This window comes from Bradyrhizobium betae, from assembly GCF_004123905.1.
GTDB classification, from domain to species: Bacteria; Pseudomonadota; Alphaproteobacteria; order Rhizobiales; family Xanthobacteraceae; genus Bradyrhizobium; species Bradyrhizobium betae_A.
In genome coordinates, this window is record NZ_MZXW01000035.1 from 514,707 (window position 1) to 528,998 (window position 14,292).

Here is a 14,292-nt window from a genome sequence, read left to right on the forward strand (position 1 = left end):
TCTTCAGACATCCTCGGGATTGTCGACATAGACGAGCCCGGCCTTCGCCAGGGCATCGCGCATGCCGTACATGTCGAGGCCCAGCTCGCCCGAACCGAGCCGTTTGCGCTTGCCGCCTTCGTCCGCGTTGCGCTTCTTGGCCTTCTCGGCGACCTCGGCGGCGTACCGCTTCGGCACCACCACGACGCCGTCGTCATCTGCCACGATGATATCGCCGGGATCGACGTTGACGCCGGCGCAGACCACAGGGATGTTGACCGAGCCGAGCGTCGCTTTCACCGTCCCCTTGGCTGAAATCGCGCGCGACCACACCGGAAAGTTCATCTCGTGGAGGGCCTTCACGTCGCGGCAGCCGGCATCGATGATCAGCCCCTGCACGCCGCGCGCCTGAAGTGAGGTCGCGAGCAGCTCGCCGAACATGCCATCGGTGTTGTCGGTGGTGCAGCCGACGACGAGGATGTCGCCCTTCTTGCACTGCTCGACCGCGACATGGATCATCCAGTTGTCGCCGGGCTGCGCCAGCACGGTGACCGCCGGACCGGCAATCGACGCACCCGCCCAGACCGGCCGCAGATAAGGCTTCATCAGGCCGATGCGGCCGTAGGCCTCGTGCACGGTCGAGACGCCGTAGTCCGCCATCCCTGCGGGATCGGCACGCTTGATGTTGCGAACGACGACCGGCTTCATGCCAGCTCCTCCGCAACCGTCGGGAACAGGCGCTGATAGGCCTCGCCATAGGTCATGGGCACACCGGTGTTGCGGCTGCCCTGGATGCCGCGGTTGAGCGCGACGCGCTCGTAATAGCCCCAGAGATGTTTTTGTGCGGCGAGGATCTGGAACGCCTCGTACTTCTCCTTCCAGACCTCGTCGATCTTGAGGAGCAAATCCGGCTTGTAATTGCATTGCTCGGGCTGGTGCGGCTCGAACAGGAACACCGGCGGCGCCGAATATTTGTACTGCGCGCCGGGCTTGTGGCCCATCGCCTGCGCAACGACACGGGTCTCCTGCGCGAAATGCGCTGCGTTCGGATGGTCGAAATTATAAGGGTCTTCCAGCGCGTGGGTCAGCACGAAGCTCGGATTGAGCTCGCGGTAGATGTCGACCATGCGGTCGAAATGCGCTTCAGTCAGCTTGAGTGGATAGTCGCCGCAGTCGAAGAACTCGATCTCGGCGCCGAGCAGCTTTGCCGCCCGCTCCGCCTCGTCCTTGCGGCCGGCCTTGACCGATTCCAGCGTCGCGCCCTTTTCCTTCCAGGCGAACTGGCTCTCGCCGCGCTCGCCGAAGGACATGCAGACGATCCTCATACGATAGCCCTTCTTCGCATGCAGCGCGATGGCGCCGCCGGCGCGCCAGACGAAATCGCCTGGATGTGCCGTGACCACGAGACCTGTTTTCATGGGACGAACTCCCCTCTTCATTCGTAAGCATCATAGGCCGCCTGCGTCATGCCGGCAGCCAATTCATCAGGCGGCAGTGGCCGCAGGCTCCTCACCGTCGAGCACGTGCTTCAGGCGTTCGCTGTCGAGCGCGCCTTCCCATTTGGCAATCGCGATGGTCGCGACCGCGTTCCCGATCAGATTGGTCGGCGTCAGCCCCTGCGACATCAGGCGATGGATGCCGAGTACCAGCGCGACGCTGGTCACCGGGATTGAGCCGGTGGCGGACAGCGTCGCCGCCAGCACCACAAAGGCGGCGCCCGCGATCCCCGCCGCGCCCTTGGAGGTCACGAGCAGGATCAGCAGCAGCTCGATCTGCTCGGCGAGCCCGAACGGCGTATTGGTTGCTTGCGCCAGGAACACGGAGGCAGCGGCGAGATAGAGACAGGTGCCGTCGAGATTGAAGGAATACCCGGTCGGGATCACCAGCCCAACCACGCTCTTCTCGCAGCCCGCCTTCTCCAGCTTGGTCAGCATCCGCGGCAACACTGTCTCGGACGATGTCGTCGCGATGCAGATCAGCAGCTCTTCCCAGATGTAGCGGATCAGCTTGAGCAGCGAGAAGCCGCAGAGCCGCGCGACCGGGCCGAGCGCCACGACGATGAAGATGACGCAAGTAAGGTAGAAGCCGCCCAGCAGCTTGCCGAGCGACGCCAGCGAGCCCACGCCGAACTTGCCGACCGTGAAGGCAATGGCGCCGAACGCGCCGATCGGCGCGGCCCACATCACGAAGCCGACCACGGCGAACACCATCTTGGCGGCAATGTCGATCAGGCTGACCAGCGGCGCTGCGCGCTCGCCGAGCTGGACCAGCGCGAAGCCGCACAGCACCGAGATGAACAGCACCTGGAGGATGTTGCCCTCGGCAAAGGCGCCGATGAATGTCGCAGGCACGATGTTGAGGAGAAATGGAACGAAGCCGATCACCGCGGTCTGCTTGACGTAGGGCTCGACCGCACTGGCATTGATGCTGGCGGGATCGATGTTCATGCCGACGCCGGGCTTGAGCAGGTTCACCGCTATGAGACCGATGATCAGTGCGATCGTGGTCATGATCTCGAAATAGACGATCGCCTTGACCGCGACGCGCCCGACCCGCGCCATGTCGGCCATGTGGGCGATGCCGTTCACGACGGTGCAGAAGATGATCGGCGCGATCAGCATCCGGATCGCCTTGATGAAGGCATCCCCGAGCGGCTGCATCTTGGCGCCCGCCTCGGGATTGACGATGCCAAGCGCGATGCCGGCCGCCACGGCGATGAGCACCTGGATCCAGAGCTCCTTCCACCAGGCGCGGGCGCGCGGCTTGTCGATCGCGAGAGCCGTCATCGGTCGAACTCGAACAGCCGCGCGGGATTGTCGACCAGGATCTTCTGCTGGAACTCCGGCTCCGGCGCGAACAGCGGGATCAAATCGACGAGGTCGCCGTCATTCGGCATCACCTTGACGTTGGGATGCGGCCAGTCGGTGCCCCAGATGACGCGGTCAGGCGCGGTCTCGACGATCTTTCGCGCGAACGGCACTGCATCGGCGAACGGTGGGCCGACCGAGGAGACACGTTCGGAGCCGCAGATCTTGACCCAGCATTTCTCGTCACGCTGTATCAGCTCGATCAAAATCCTGAACGGCAGCTGGTCGAGCCCCTCGGACGCCTTCACCCGCCCCATATGATCGATGGTGTAGCTCAGCGGCAGCCTTGTCAGCATGTCGGCATATTCAGGCAGGTCGATCGCATCGAAATGCAGATCGATGTGCCAGCCGAGCGGCGCGACCATCGCGACGATGCGATCGAACACACCCTTGTCGGGGACACCGCCGAGATGGCGGACGAAATTGAACCGGCAGCCGCGGAAGCCGCCTTCATGCAGCACACGAAGCTCGCGCTCGGTGATGGCGCCGTCGATATTGGCGACCGCACGATAGGCCCCTTTACTCTGCGCGATGGCGTCGAGCGCGACCGTGTTGTCGGTGCCATGGACGCTGGCATTGACGATGACGGCGCGCTCCACCCCGAGCTTGGCGTGCAGCGTGCGAAAGTCCTCAAGTGGCGCATCCGGCGGCGTGTAGGAGCGATCAGGCGCGTAAGGGTATTTGGCGCCAGGGCCGAAGATGTGACAATGCGCGTCGCAGGACAGCCTTGGCAGCTTGAATTTCGGCGTGCGCGTGTTCGGATCGGGCGGCGGAATGGTCGGTGTGTATGTCATCGTCATCACTTCAACCGCAGAGCGAGACCGCTTCCTTCAAGTCTTGCTGCTGACGACCGGCCGCCGCCGCACTGGTGCGGCCTGATCGAGCGCCGGTGCCTGGAACGCTGCCACGGTGGCCTGCACCAATTGCTCGATGGCGCTGGCGGCGTCGCTGCCGTCGGCCTCGCCGCGCGACAGCCGCGAAACGCGGTCCGGCGTCACCAGCGAATAATAGAGTGCGCCGAGCAGGAAATGGCTGCGCCAGACGATATCGGTGCGCGGAATGTGCGGCAGGCTGTCGTGGATCGCGTCGATGAAGGCGTGGCTGGTGTCGTCAAAAGTCTGCGCGATGATTTTTCGCGCGACCTCGTTGCCTTCCGCCGACATCACGGCACGCAGCCGCGTGAAACGCGCGCCGCCGCCGGCGAGATCGCTGCCGGAGGTGAAGGCCGGCACCACATAGGCCCGCACCACTGCCTCGAGCCGGTCCTGGAGATCGCGCACGCGCCTGGCGGCGGCGAGCAGCTCGGAACGGCGGAGGTTCATCGGCCCGCAATGGCGCCGGTAGATCTCCAGCAGCAGGCCGTCCTTGGTCTTGAAATGATAGGTGACGCTGCCGGGATTGGCGCCGGCCGCCTGCGCGATATCGCGCACCGAAACAGCGTTGAAGCCGTTGGTGGCGAACAGCTCCTCGGCCGCGGCGAGGATCGCCTCGCGCATGTTCGGCTTGCGGGCCGTTTCCTTGCTGGTGGGCTTGCGTACCATGTGATTTGTACTATCGTACAAAAGATCAGGTCTCGTCAACAAAAACCACGGGGCAATGTCCGGGAGCGGCTCGGAAGACCACCGCGCGGACGTGAATGCCCCAAGGAGTGCTGAATAATGCTGGGTTTGAACAAGAAGGTCGGCGCTTGGATGCTCGGCGCCGGTCTGCTGCTCGCGAGTAGCGCCGCGCAGGCCGCCGACACTTATCCGAGCAAGCCGGTCCACATCCTCGTGCCCTACGCGGCCGGCGGCGCGGTCGACGTGCTCGCGCGCACGCTGGGCCAGGCACTGGCCAAGACCTGGGGCCAGCAACCGGTGATCGACAACCGTCCCGGCGCCGGCGGCATCGTCGCCTCGCAGACGCTGGCGCAGGCCGCGCCCGACGGCTACACGCTGATCCTGGTCGCGAGCGGTCATCCGCTCAACCAGTTCATCTATCCGAGCGTGCCCTACGACACGTTCAAGGATTTTACCGCGATCACAGAAGTTGCGTCCTCGCCGCTCGCGATCGTGGTGGCCAAGGACAGCCCTTACAAGACGCTCAGTGATCTCCTGGCTGCTGCCAAGAAGGAGCCGGACAAGCTCTCTTACGGCATGTCCGGCAACGGGACCTCGGCGCATCTCGCCGGCGAGCTTCTGAAATACATGTCCGGCACCAAGATCGTCTCAATCCCCTACAAGGGCGGCGCGCCGGCGCTGACCGCCGTCATCGCCGGCGATATCCCGCTCAGCATCAACCCACTCGCGGAAGCGATCAGCCAGCTCGAGGGCGGCCCGGTGCGCGCGCTCGCGGTGACCTCGGCCGAACGCTCCAAGACATTGCCGAACGTTCCGACGGTCGCGGAATCAGGCGTGCCTGGCTACGACGTCTCGGTCTGGTGGGGTGTTCTTGGGCCTGCAAAGATGCCGCCGGAGATCGTGGCGAAGCTTGAGACCGATCTGAAGGCAGCGCTGCAGGATGCGAACGTGCTGTCGACGCTCGGCAAGATCGGCGCAGCCCCCGTCGGCTCCTCGGCCAAGGAGTTTGATGCCTACATGCATGCCGAGGCGACCAAATGGGAGCCGGTGCTGAAGGCCGCCGACATCCGCGCGCAGTAAGGTCTCCAAGCGACGGGCAATAAGAAGCCTCGCGCCGGTCAGTTGTGGGCGCCCGCCCGCATCTTCTCCGGCGCAGTGGCTCGCTGAAGGAACTCGGCGTCGTCGCTGCCTCCCTGCGGAATCAGGATGGCGCGCTCGCGCGGCAGGGCTTCCGGCATCTCGTCGCGGATGAAAGCAATCAGCTTCTCCCGCATCTCGCAGCGCAGGTCCCAGGATTGCGGCGCATTCCGCGCGCTGACCAGCGCGCGCAGCTCGATGGTGCGCGAATCCGCGTCGATCACCTGAAGGTTGACCACCGCGCCATCCCAGAGCTCGGCCTCCCTCACCGCGCCCTCCAGCCAGCGGCGGATGCGCGGCACGTCAGCGCGGTAGTCGACATGGAGTGCGATCACGCCGATCAGGGACGCGGTGTCGCGCGTCCAGTTCTGGAACGGCTTTTCGATGAAGTAGGACAGCGGCACCACCATACGCCGCCAGTCCCACAGCCGGATCACGACATAGGTCGAGGCGATATCCTCGACCCAGCCCCACTCGTTCTCGATGATCACGGCATCCTCGATCCGGATCGGCTGGGTGATCGCGATCTGCACGCCGGCGATCAGATTGCTCAGCAGCGGCCGCGCGGCAAGACCAACGATGATACCAGCGGCACCGGCTGAGGCGAACAGGCTGACGCCGTATTGCCTGACGGAGTCGAACGTCATCAAGGCTGTCGAGACCGTGATGATGACGATGATGGTGTCGGTGACGCGCTTGAACACGCGCACCTGCGTGACATGCTTGCGCGCGACGAAATTCTCCGTGACGTCGCGAAAATTCTGGAGATAGCGCGCCGCGCTCATGTCGACGACCCGGATCGAGATCCAGCCGATCAGCGCGATGAAGGCGACGACGAACAGGCTCGTCAGGGGGGTGCGGAACGCACTGTCAAGCGGCGCGAGCGGCAGCACCAGCGCAACGGCGGCCAGACACAGCGCCAGCTGCGCCGGGCCCGAGGTGCGCTCGATGAACACGCTCAAGAGCGGCAGCCGGGTTCCGAAGGTGCGATTGAGCAGCCAGACGGCAAGCCGATAAAGTGACAGCGCAAGCAACATCGCCCCGGCAACGAGGCCGAGGCCGATGAACCATGACGGTATCCACCCGAACATCTTCTCGATGTCGGCCATGAGCGCCTGCCTGTTCATTCATGTCCCCCGGAATTGCATTTGCCTCTCGCCAACGCATTCCGCCGGGCTTCGCTCCCCCGCTCCGTGCAGTGCAGCATTCCGCAGGTGCAACCGTCGCCGAACTGCGCTAATATTGGGCATTCATGACCAGACGTACCGGCAGCGCCGATCTTCCTCTCCACACCGGGCGGGTTCCACCGTGGCTCGCGAGCCGCATGGCGTCTCTGGGCGCAATTGTCACACAGGCGATCGTGCATCATTACGGCCGCGATGCGTTCCTCCAGCGGCTGTCGCATCCGTTCTGGTTCCAATCGTTCGGCGCCGTGATGGGAATGGATTGGCACTCCTCCGGCATCACCACCTCCGTGATCGGTGCGCTGAAGCGCGGGCTCGGCCCGCTCCAGGATGAGCTCGGCATCTATGTCTGCGGCGGCCGTGGCCAGCACTCGCGCAAGACGCCGGACGAATTGATGCAGCTCGGCGACCGCGTCGGCTTCGATAGCGTCAGCCTCACGCGCGCGAGCCGGCTGGTGGCCAAGGTCGACAGCGCGGCCGTCCAGGACGGTTTTGATCTCTACCTGCACGGCTTCTTCGTCACTGCGGACGCCAAATGGACCGTCGTGCAGCAGGGCATGAACGGCGACAAGCGGCAGGCCCGCCGCTATCACTGGCATTCCGAGTCGCTGAAGAGCTTTGTCGATACGCCGCACAGCGCGATCGACGGCCCGCAGCAGGGCGAGATCGTCAATCTCACCGACCATCGCGCCGATCTCTCGCGCTCTGCGCAGCTCGAGCTTCTGAGCGATCTCGGCCCCGATCGCATCCTCACCGAATTCGAGCGCCTGACCGGCACTGCGCCCGAGCCGGCGCAGGCGATGCTGCCGCATCTGATCATGCCTGATCATCACGACGTGCGACCAAAGGACGTGTTCGCGCGGCGCCTGCACGGCACGCTGGCCGCCGCCGCCGAGCGTGGCCCCGTCGACTTCCCGGAACTGCTGCTGACGCCCGGCGTCGGCGCGCGCACCGTGCGTTCGCTGGCGATGGTCGCCGAGGTCGTGCACGGCGCGCCCTACCGCTTCAACGACCCCGCGCGCTTCTCGCTCGCCCATGGCGGCAAGGACCGGCATCCCTACCCCGTCCCGATCAAGGTCTATGACGAGACCATTCGCGTGCTGAAGAGTGCGATCCAGAACGCCAAGCTCGGGCGCGAGGAAGAGATGCAGGCAGTCAAGCGGCTCGACGATCAGGCGCGCCGGCTCGAGCGTACCGCACGAGGGCCGTCAGTCGAGGCCTACATCGCCGGCGAGCGCGCGGCCTCGCCCGACCTCGACGGCCGCTCCGTATTCGGCTGGGAGCGCGATCTCGTCGCCGCGAAGAAGTCGACCGGCACCTGAGCGCGCCTAGTCGTCGGCGTCATCGTCGTCGGTGAGCCGGTTGGCCGAATGGTCCTGATATTGTTCGGTCTGGATGAACTTGCTGTCCATGCCGCGAATGTCGGAATGCTGCGCCTTGTCGCGGTTCGACAGGATCATGTTGTCGCCAATCTTGTCCTTGGGAATGTCAGTCAGCGCTCCGTTGCCTGCGCCCTTGCCGTGCGCACCTGAGCCGATATGCGTCTTGCCTCCGTGGGGCATGGATGACTCCATCATTGTTGTCCGCATCTCGCCAACGCCTGCACTGCCGGGTTTGTTTCGCGGTTTCCTCGGGGAACGACGATCGTGGTTCCCTCAGCTTGCGAGCCGCTGCTGCACATCCGCCGCACTTGGCTGACGCCGCTCACCGGCGTCGGCCACAACGGGCAGCTTTGCGATCGCGCGGAGCCCCGGCCGCTTGCGCCAATGAACCTGCGACGGATCGACAGCGAGACCGAGCCGTGGCCAGCGCGCGAACAACGCCTGGAGCGCGCACGCACCTTCGATCCGCGCGAGCTGATGACCGAGGCAGAAATGGATTCCCGTGCCGAAGGAGATGTGGCGGTTGGGCTTGCGTTCGAGATCGAGCCGCTCCGGCTGCTCGTGCACCGCCGGATCCATGTTCGCGGCAGCGAGCATGACCATGACGCGATCGCCCTTCCTCAGGCGCACGCCACCGAGCTCGACTTCCCGCCGCACATAGCGCGGTTTTGAGAATTGCACCGGCGAGACGAAGCGCAAGAACTCCTCGACCGCGAGCCCGGCGCGGCCCCAGTCCTGTTCCAGCCAGTCGCGCAGACCCGGATTCCTGAGCAGCTCGTAAATCGAACCGCTGATGAGATGCGTGGTGGTCTCTGAGCCCGCTGCGAGCAGCAGGAACACCATCGACACCATTTCGTCCGGCGTGATCTGGCCGCCCTCGCGCTCGACCTGGACAAGTTCGGCGATCAGGCCCTCGCCGCCCTGCACGCGTGCGAGCCGCAACTGCTCTTCCAGGTAGCCCCGCATCTTGCGAAACGCGAACAGCAGGCGAAAGAAGCTGACGATGCCCGTCAACGAAGACATCGCATTGGCCCAGGCGATGAATCGCGGGCGGTCGGCCTGCGGCAGGCCGAGCAGCTCGGAGATCACCGAGAGCGGCAGGATGCGTGCGTAGCGCTGGACGAGATCGGCCGGGCTTCCTTTGGCGAACAGCTCATCGGCGAGACCGTCCGCGATGGCGCGGATGCGCGGCTCCATAGCGACGATGGCGCGGCGGCGAAAAGCCTCGTCCACGATGCTGCGCAGCCTTGTGTGGTCGGGCTCGTCCATCGTCAGCATGTTGTTGGCGATGGTCCTGACAAGCCCCGGCATCCACCAGCGCAGGCCCGCGACGTCGCCATCTTCCTTGCGCAGCGTGAAGATCGTGCTGTCTTTCAGCACCTGCGCGGTCGCATCGTGCGTGGTGGTGATCCAGACGTCGCCAACAAGCGGAAATCGCGTCGCAACTACGGGGCCGTAGGCGCGCAGCGCCGCGATCGCCTTGGGCGGATCGCGGAAGAAGGCCTCGCTGGTGAAATCGAGGCGCGGTGCCATGGGATCACCGGAGTGGTTAGGGGTGCCTCAACGAGATGGTGAGCGACGTCACAGGCTCAAGGGGCCGGAGCTCGTCCTTCGCGCAGCGGAACTAACCCCGCCCCGGCGAGCGCGGACCGGTCTTGCGCTGCTGCTGGTTGGTATAGGAGTCCCAATGGCTCCAGCTGCCATTGCTGAGGCTTTGCACGTCGGTGCCGAGCGGGCGGCGCGTGCGCTTGTCGTGATCGGCGATGGCGCGCTCGGACTGCGCGATCTTGCGCTTGAGTTCCGCGACCGATTTCTGGGTCTGGCCGTCGCGCTTCGAGGACGCGATCTCGCCCATTGTGAAGCGCGCGGTCTCGAGCGCCTTCAACTCGGCGCGGTTCTTCTTCAACTGAACCCGGTGCCAGGCGATGTTGCTGTCGCTGTCCGCAACCATGTGGGAACTCCGGTGATTCGCTCCCACAGTGTATCGCGCGCCGAATCGGCGCCGCAACGCCCGCCCGAGGGCGAAAATACGGCTTCTCCCGCTCGGCTTGTGGACTTAGCGCTCGGCAAAAGCCTTTTCGACCACGAACTGGGCCGGCTCGCCGTGGTTGCCTTCGACAAAGCCGCGCTCGCCGAGGAGCACGCGGGTATCCGCCACCAGCGCCGGGCTGCCGCAGATCATGACGCGGTCATGGGCGGCTTCCAGCCCCGGCAGGCCGATATCGGAAAACAATTTGCCCGAGGTGATGAGGTCAGTGATGCGGCCGCGGTTGCGGAAGGGATCGCGGGTCACGGTCGGGTAGTAGATCAGCTGGTTGCTGATGTACTCGCCGAGCAGTTCGTCCTTGGGCAAATGCTCGGTGATCATCTCGCCATAGGCGAGCTCCTTCACATGCCGGCAGCCGTGCAGCAGCACGACCTTTTCGAAGCGCTCGTAGGTCTCGGGGTCCTTGATCACGCTCAGGAACGGCGCGAGGCCGGTGCCGGTGCCGATGAGGTAGAGGTTGCGGCCCTCCTCCAGATTGTCGATCACCAGCGTGCCGGTGGCCTTGCGGCTGACGATGATCTCGTCGCCTTGCTTCAGATGCTGGAGCCGCGAGGTCAGCGGACCGTCGGGCACCTTGATCGAGAAGAATTCGAGGGTGTCCTCGTAATTGGCGCTGGCGACGCTGTAGGCCCGCAGCAGCGGCTTCTCGCCGACCTTGAGCCCGATCATGGTGAATTCGCCGTTGCGGAAACGGAAGGTCGGGCTGCGGGTGGTCTTGAAGGAGAACAGCGTGTCGGTCCAGTGGTGGACGCTCAAAACGCTTTCCTGATTGAAATTGCTCATCTCACCTATCCGTGTCGCGTCAATGCGGTTTTCGAGGCGGGCAGCTATGCGTCGTTTGTACACGATCATTCGTGTACTAATGAATAATCCCGCTTGCTCCCGGGGTCAAGGCTGCTCAAGATCGCAAGCGTTGCAGTTCAGGATAAGGACCCCTTCCATGGCGCATGACGCACCCCAGGCCACCGGACCCTCGAAGCTCGTGATCCGGAATATCGGCCTGATCCTGTCGGGAGCGCTGGAAAAGCCGATCCTGGATGGCGACACCATCGTCGCCGAGAACGGCAAGATCACCGCGATCGGCCGCTTCAAGGACCTCAACACCGAAGGCGCGACCACCATCGTCGAGGCCAACGGCACCACGGTCGCGCCCGGGCTGATCGACAGCCATGTCCACCCCGTTGCGGGCGACTGGACGCCCCGGCAGAACCAGATCGGCTGGATCGACAGCAACCTTCATGGCGGCGTCACCACGATGATCTCCGCAGGCGAAGTTCACATGCCCGGCCGCCCCCGCGACGTCGTCGGACTGAAAGCCATGGCGATCTTCGCCCAGCGCGCATTCTGGAATCTGCGGCCAGGCGGCGTGAAGGTTCACGCCGGTGCGCCGGTGATCGAATGCGAGATGGTCGAAGAAGACTTCAAGGAATTGGCCGCCGCCGGCGTCAAGCTGCTCGGCGAGGTCGGCCTCGGCGGCGTCAAGGATGGACCCACCGCGCGAAAAATGGTCGGCTGGGCGCGCAAATACGGCATCCAGAGCACGATCCACACCGGCGGCCCCTCGATCCCCGGCTCCGGCCTGATCGACAAGGACGTGGTGCTGGAAGCCGACACCGACGTGATCGGCCACATCAATGGCGGCCACACTGCCCTCCCCGACGACCAGATCCGCTGCATCTGCGAGGGCTGCAGGCGTGGCCTTGAGATCGTGCACAACGGCAATGAGCGCTCGGCCCTGTTCACACTTCGCATCGCGCGCGAGATGGGCGACCTGCATCGCGTCATCCTCGGCACCGATGCGCCGGCCGGCTCCGGCGTGCAGCCGCTCGGCATCTTGCGCATGGTCTCGATGCTGTCCGCGCTCGGTGACTTGCCCGCCGAGCTCGCGTTTTGTCTCGCCACCGGCAACACCGCGCGGATGCGGCAGCTCGACTGCGGCCTCATTGAAGTGGGCCGCTCCGCCGATTTCGTCATCATGGACAAGGCGCAGCACTCCCCCGGCAAGACCATTTTAGAGAGCGTGCAGCTCGGCGACCTCCCCGGCATCGGCATGACCATCATCGACGGCATCGTGCGGACGCAACGCAGCCGCAACACCCCGCCGGCCGGCAAGGTGCCGGAGGTGGTGGCGAAGTGACGCAGCCGGAGCGGCTCGGCGCTTCGCGTTACCCTCGAACGCGTTGAACAAGTCTCCTGCCTGCTGCGTCTAACGCAGGCAGCCCTTGGTGGCGGCAGTTCATTGCTGGACCATCGAGGGAGACATGAAGAATTCGTCGCGGATTGCCGCCGGCGTTGCCGGCGCGGTGGCGGGCTATATCGCGATGTTTGCGCTGTTCTCCCTGCTCGACTTCGGCAACCGCGCGGACCCGATCACATCGGGTCTGCTGGCACTGTTCGTCTACTGCCCCATCGGCGCGATCGCCGGCGTGGTCTTTGCCAGCTGGCTGGTGACGCGTTCAGGCAAGGATGCAAGCAACGGCGGCGTCACACGCAACAGCCTGAAGTCGCTCGGCATCGTCGCCCTGCTCTGCGTTGCCGCCGCCGCCACTTACATCGGCGTCGCGTACATGACGGCCACGCCCTGGCTCAACCGGAACGGCGCCAATCCCCTGCTCGTATTCGAGGTTCGCTTTCCGGCCGGCGTAGCCGTGCCGACATCAGCGCAGGGCATCACCATCGAATTGCAGACCGACCTCAACACCATGCCGGGCGAAGTCACCCCCGCCGCCTTCTATCGCGACGGCGACCAGCCCGTCATCGCAGGCGAGGTCGAGCTGGCATTTCGCACCTCGCACCGCCAGCTGGCCGTCACCATCCAGGGCCAGCCGAGCCGGATCTATCCGATCGATCTGACGGCCCGGGCACCGCATACGCCGGAGTTAGGAACATGGCGGCGGCTCGGCGATGGCAGCGAGATCCGCTACCGGGCGAAATGGCCGGGAAAGACTTGAAGCGGATCAACGCGACTTGGGTGCTTCCTTGGGTATCTCACAGCGCACATAGGTCTGGCGCTTGTCGCGTCCGACCGGGCCGTTGTCCATCACGAGCTTGCCATCCGCCGCGATGGACACCCGGGGGTTGGAGCGAAACTTCTCGCCCTCGCCTTCGCAGGCAAGCCGCATCTTCCAGCCGAGTTTCCCGTCGGCAGTGATCTCACTGGCGCGACAGTGCGTCTCGTACCAGTACAAGCGATTGCCGCCTTCGATGCTCATGCGGTTGGCGCTGTCCTGATCGCGGCAATCCTTTTTAGTCGACGCCCAGAAGCCTTCGTAAGGCTGCGCAGCAAAGGCGGGAGCGCACTCGCCCGCCAGCGCGGCACCGAGACCCAGAACCATCGCAAATCGCGTCGCCGCTCTCATGCCGCTAGACCTCGATAACATCCTCATCGAGATTAGTCGCGCCTCACCGCAGCTTGTTCAAGGAGAGCAAAGCGAAAGTGTGCTCATCACTGCTTTGCTTTGCGTTGCCCGTCATCCTGAGGTGCGAGGCATGGGACGCAACGCGTCCCATGGGGAGCCTCGAAGGATGAACGGCCACGATGCGGCTGGGCCGTCGCCCTTCGAGGGCCGCTGAAGAAGCGGCCGCCTCAGGGTGACGGTCGGACAATAGCCAATGCGAGCGGAAAGCGAAATCCTGCCCACCCTACGGCACCTTCCTCACCGCAGCTTGTTCAACAGCGCCATCAGCATCTCGCGCTCCTTGGGGTCGAGCGGCGCCAGCGTCTCGCGGGTGATGGCGAGCGCGTTCGGCGCGACCTTCTCCGCAAGCTGCTGACCCGCGCGCGTCAGGCTCACCAGCAGCCGCCGTCCGTCCTCGGGATCCTGGCTGGTCTCGGTCAGGCCGCGCGCCGTGAGGCGGTCGATCACGCCCTTGATGGTCGCGACATCCATGGCCGTGAGACGCCCGAGCTGGTTCTGCGAGCACGCCCCTGTCTCGGCGAGCTTTGACAAGGCCGCCCACTGGGTCGGCGTGATGTTGGTCCCGATGTCGCGGGAGAAGATCGAGCTGTGGCGCTGCCAGACCTGGCGCAGGATGAAGCCGACTTGCTCGTCGAGCACGTAAGGCGGTTTTGCCGGTTTGACGCTCTTCTTCGCCGCAACGCTTCTCGCCATCCGCTCGCCGCCCTTCCCTTTGTCG

The 14,292-nt window shown here is 64.8% G+C and carries 16 protein-coding genes; 4 read left to right on the forward strand and 12 right to left on the reverse strand.

The annotated features are described in order from the left end of the window. Positions 1 to 3 precede the first annotated feature (3 nt). From B5V03_RS27615 to B5V03_RS27635, 5 genes are all read right to left on the reverse strand, one after another. Positions 4 to 687 carry a 4-carboxy-4-hydroxy-2-oxoadipate aldolase/oxaloacetate decarboxylase gene (locus B5V03_RS27615; RefSeq protein WP_129273503.1) on the reverse strand — a complete coding sequence of 228 codons (684 nt, stop codon included), beginning with the start codon at positions 685 to 687 and terminating at the stop codon, positions 4 to 6. Then, complete coding sequence (locus B5V03_RS27620) at positions 684 to 1,397, reverse strand: PIG-L deacetylase family protein (protein WP_129273504.1); 714 nt, start codon at positions 1,395 to 1,397, stop codon at positions 684 to 686. Before B5V03_RS27620 ends, B5V03_RS27615 begins: the two co-directional genes overlap by 4 nt. A gap of 66 nt (positions 1,398 to 1,463) precedes the next feature. Then, positions 1,464 to 2,765 (reverse strand): C4-dicarboxylate transporter DctA, encoded by a 1,302-nt coding sequence (gene dctA, locus B5V03_RS27625; RefSeq protein WP_129273505.1) that lies wholly within the window; start codon positions 2,763 to 2,765, stop codon positions 1,464 to 1,466. Further along, the gene (locus B5V03_RS27630; protein WP_129273506.1) at positions 2,762 to 3,646 is read right to left on the reverse strand and encodes an amidohydrolase family protein; all 885 of its coding nucleotides are present in this window, start codon (positions 3,644 to 3,646) and stop codon (positions 2,762 to 2,764) included. The genes dctA and B5V03_RS27630 overlap by 4 nt, the downstream gene beginning before the upstream one ends. A 30-nt stretch (positions 3,647 to 3,676) precedes the next feature. Next, entirely contained in the window at positions 3,677 to 4,387 is a 711-nt protein-coding gene (locus B5V03_RS27635; protein ID WP_129273507.1) for a TetR/AcrR family transcriptional regulator, read from the reverse strand. Between the two features lie 117 nt (positions 4,388 to 4,504). Between B5V03_RS27635 and B5V03_RS27640 the strand changes: the two genes are divergently transcribed. After that, the gene (locus B5V03_RS27640; protein WP_129273508.1) at positions 4,505 to 5,485 is read left to right on the forward strand and encodes a tripartite tricarboxylate transporter substrate binding protein; all 981 of its coding nucleotides are present in this window, start codon (positions 4,505 to 4,507) and stop codon (positions 5,483 to 5,485) included. A gap of 38 nt (positions 5,486 to 5,523) precedes the next feature. On the opposite strand, the gene B5V03_RS27645 is transcribed toward B5V03_RS27640, so the two are convergent. Next, positions 5,524 to 6,669 (reverse strand): mechanosensitive ion channel family protein, encoded by a 1,146-nt coding sequence (locus B5V03_RS27645; protein ID WP_129273509.1) that lies wholly within the window; start codon positions 6,667 to 6,669, stop codon positions 5,524 to 5,526. Positions 6,670 to 6,794: 125 nt separating this feature from the next. Here B5V03_RS27645 and B5V03_RS27650 point away from each other — a divergent pair, with 125 nt between their 5' ends. Further along, positions 6,795 to 8,048, forward strand: coding sequence for a DUF763 domain-containing protein (locus B5V03_RS27650; protein ID WP_129273510.1), 1,254 nt, complete (start codon positions 6,795 to 6,797; stop codon positions 8,046 to 8,048). A gap of 6 nt (positions 8,049 to 8,054) precedes the next feature. Here B5V03_RS27650 and B5V03_RS27655 read toward each other — a convergent pair whose 3' ends face one another. The 4 genes from B5V03_RS27655 to B5V03_RS27670 form a co-directional block, all read right to left on the reverse strand. Continuing rightward, positions 8,055 to 8,288 carry a hypothetical protein gene (locus B5V03_RS27655; protein WP_164988321.1) on the reverse strand — a complete coding sequence of 78 codons (234 nt, stop codon included), beginning with the start codon at positions 8,286 to 8,288 and terminating at the stop codon, positions 8,055 to 8,057. 93 nt (positions 8,289 to 8,381) lie between these two features. Beyond that, complete coding sequence (locus B5V03_RS27660; protein ID WP_129273512.1) at positions 8,382 to 9,641, reverse strand: cytochrome P450; 1,260 nt, start codon at positions 9,639 to 9,641, stop codon at positions 8,382 to 8,384. Between the two features lie 91 nt (positions 9,642 to 9,732). Continuing rightward, positions 9,733 to 10,059, reverse strand: a complete 327-nt coding sequence (locus tag B5V03_RS27665) for a hypothetical protein (protein ID WP_129273513.1) — start codon at positions 10,057 to 10,059, stop codon at positions 9,733 to 9,735. Positions 10,060 to 10,164: 105 nt separating this feature from the next. Beyond that, positions 10,165 to 10,938, reverse strand: coding sequence for a ferredoxin--NADP reductase (locus B5V03_RS27670; protein WP_129273514.1), 774 nt, complete (start codon positions 10,936 to 10,938; stop codon positions 10,165 to 10,167). 157 nt (positions 10,939 to 11,095) lie between these two features. Between B5V03_RS27670 and B5V03_RS27675 the strand changes: the two genes are divergently transcribed. After that, positions 11,096 to 12,292: an amidohydrolase family protein gene (locus B5V03_RS27675; RefSeq protein WP_129273515.1), complete on the forward strand. Its 1,197-nt coding sequence runs from the start codon at positions 11,096 to 11,098 to the stop codon at positions 12,290 to 12,292. A 124-nt stretch (positions 12,293 to 12,416) separates the two neighbouring features. Then, positions 12,417 to 13,106 carry a hypothetical protein gene (locus B5V03_RS27680; protein WP_129273516.1) on the forward strand — a complete coding sequence of 230 codons (690 nt, stop codon included), beginning with the start codon at positions 12,417 to 12,419 and terminating at the stop codon, positions 13,104 to 13,106. A 6-nt stretch (positions 13,107 to 13,112) separates the two neighbouring features. On the opposite strand, the gene B5V03_RS27685 is transcribed toward B5V03_RS27680, so the two are convergent. After that, on the reverse strand, positions 13,113 to 13,514 hold the full coding sequence (locus B5V03_RS27685) for a hypothetical protein (protein WP_129273517.1): 402 nt from the start codon (positions 13,512 to 13,514) through the stop codon (positions 13,113 to 13,115). A 297-nt stretch (positions 13,515 to 13,811) separates the two neighbouring features. Beyond that, positions 13,812 to 14,267: a MarR family winged helix-turn-helix transcriptional regulator gene (locus tag B5V03_RS27690; RefSeq protein WP_129273518.1), complete on the reverse strand. Its 456-nt coding sequence runs from the start codon at positions 14,265 to 14,267 to the stop codon at positions 13,812 to 13,814. Positions 14,268 to 14,292 lie beyond the last annotated feature (25 nt).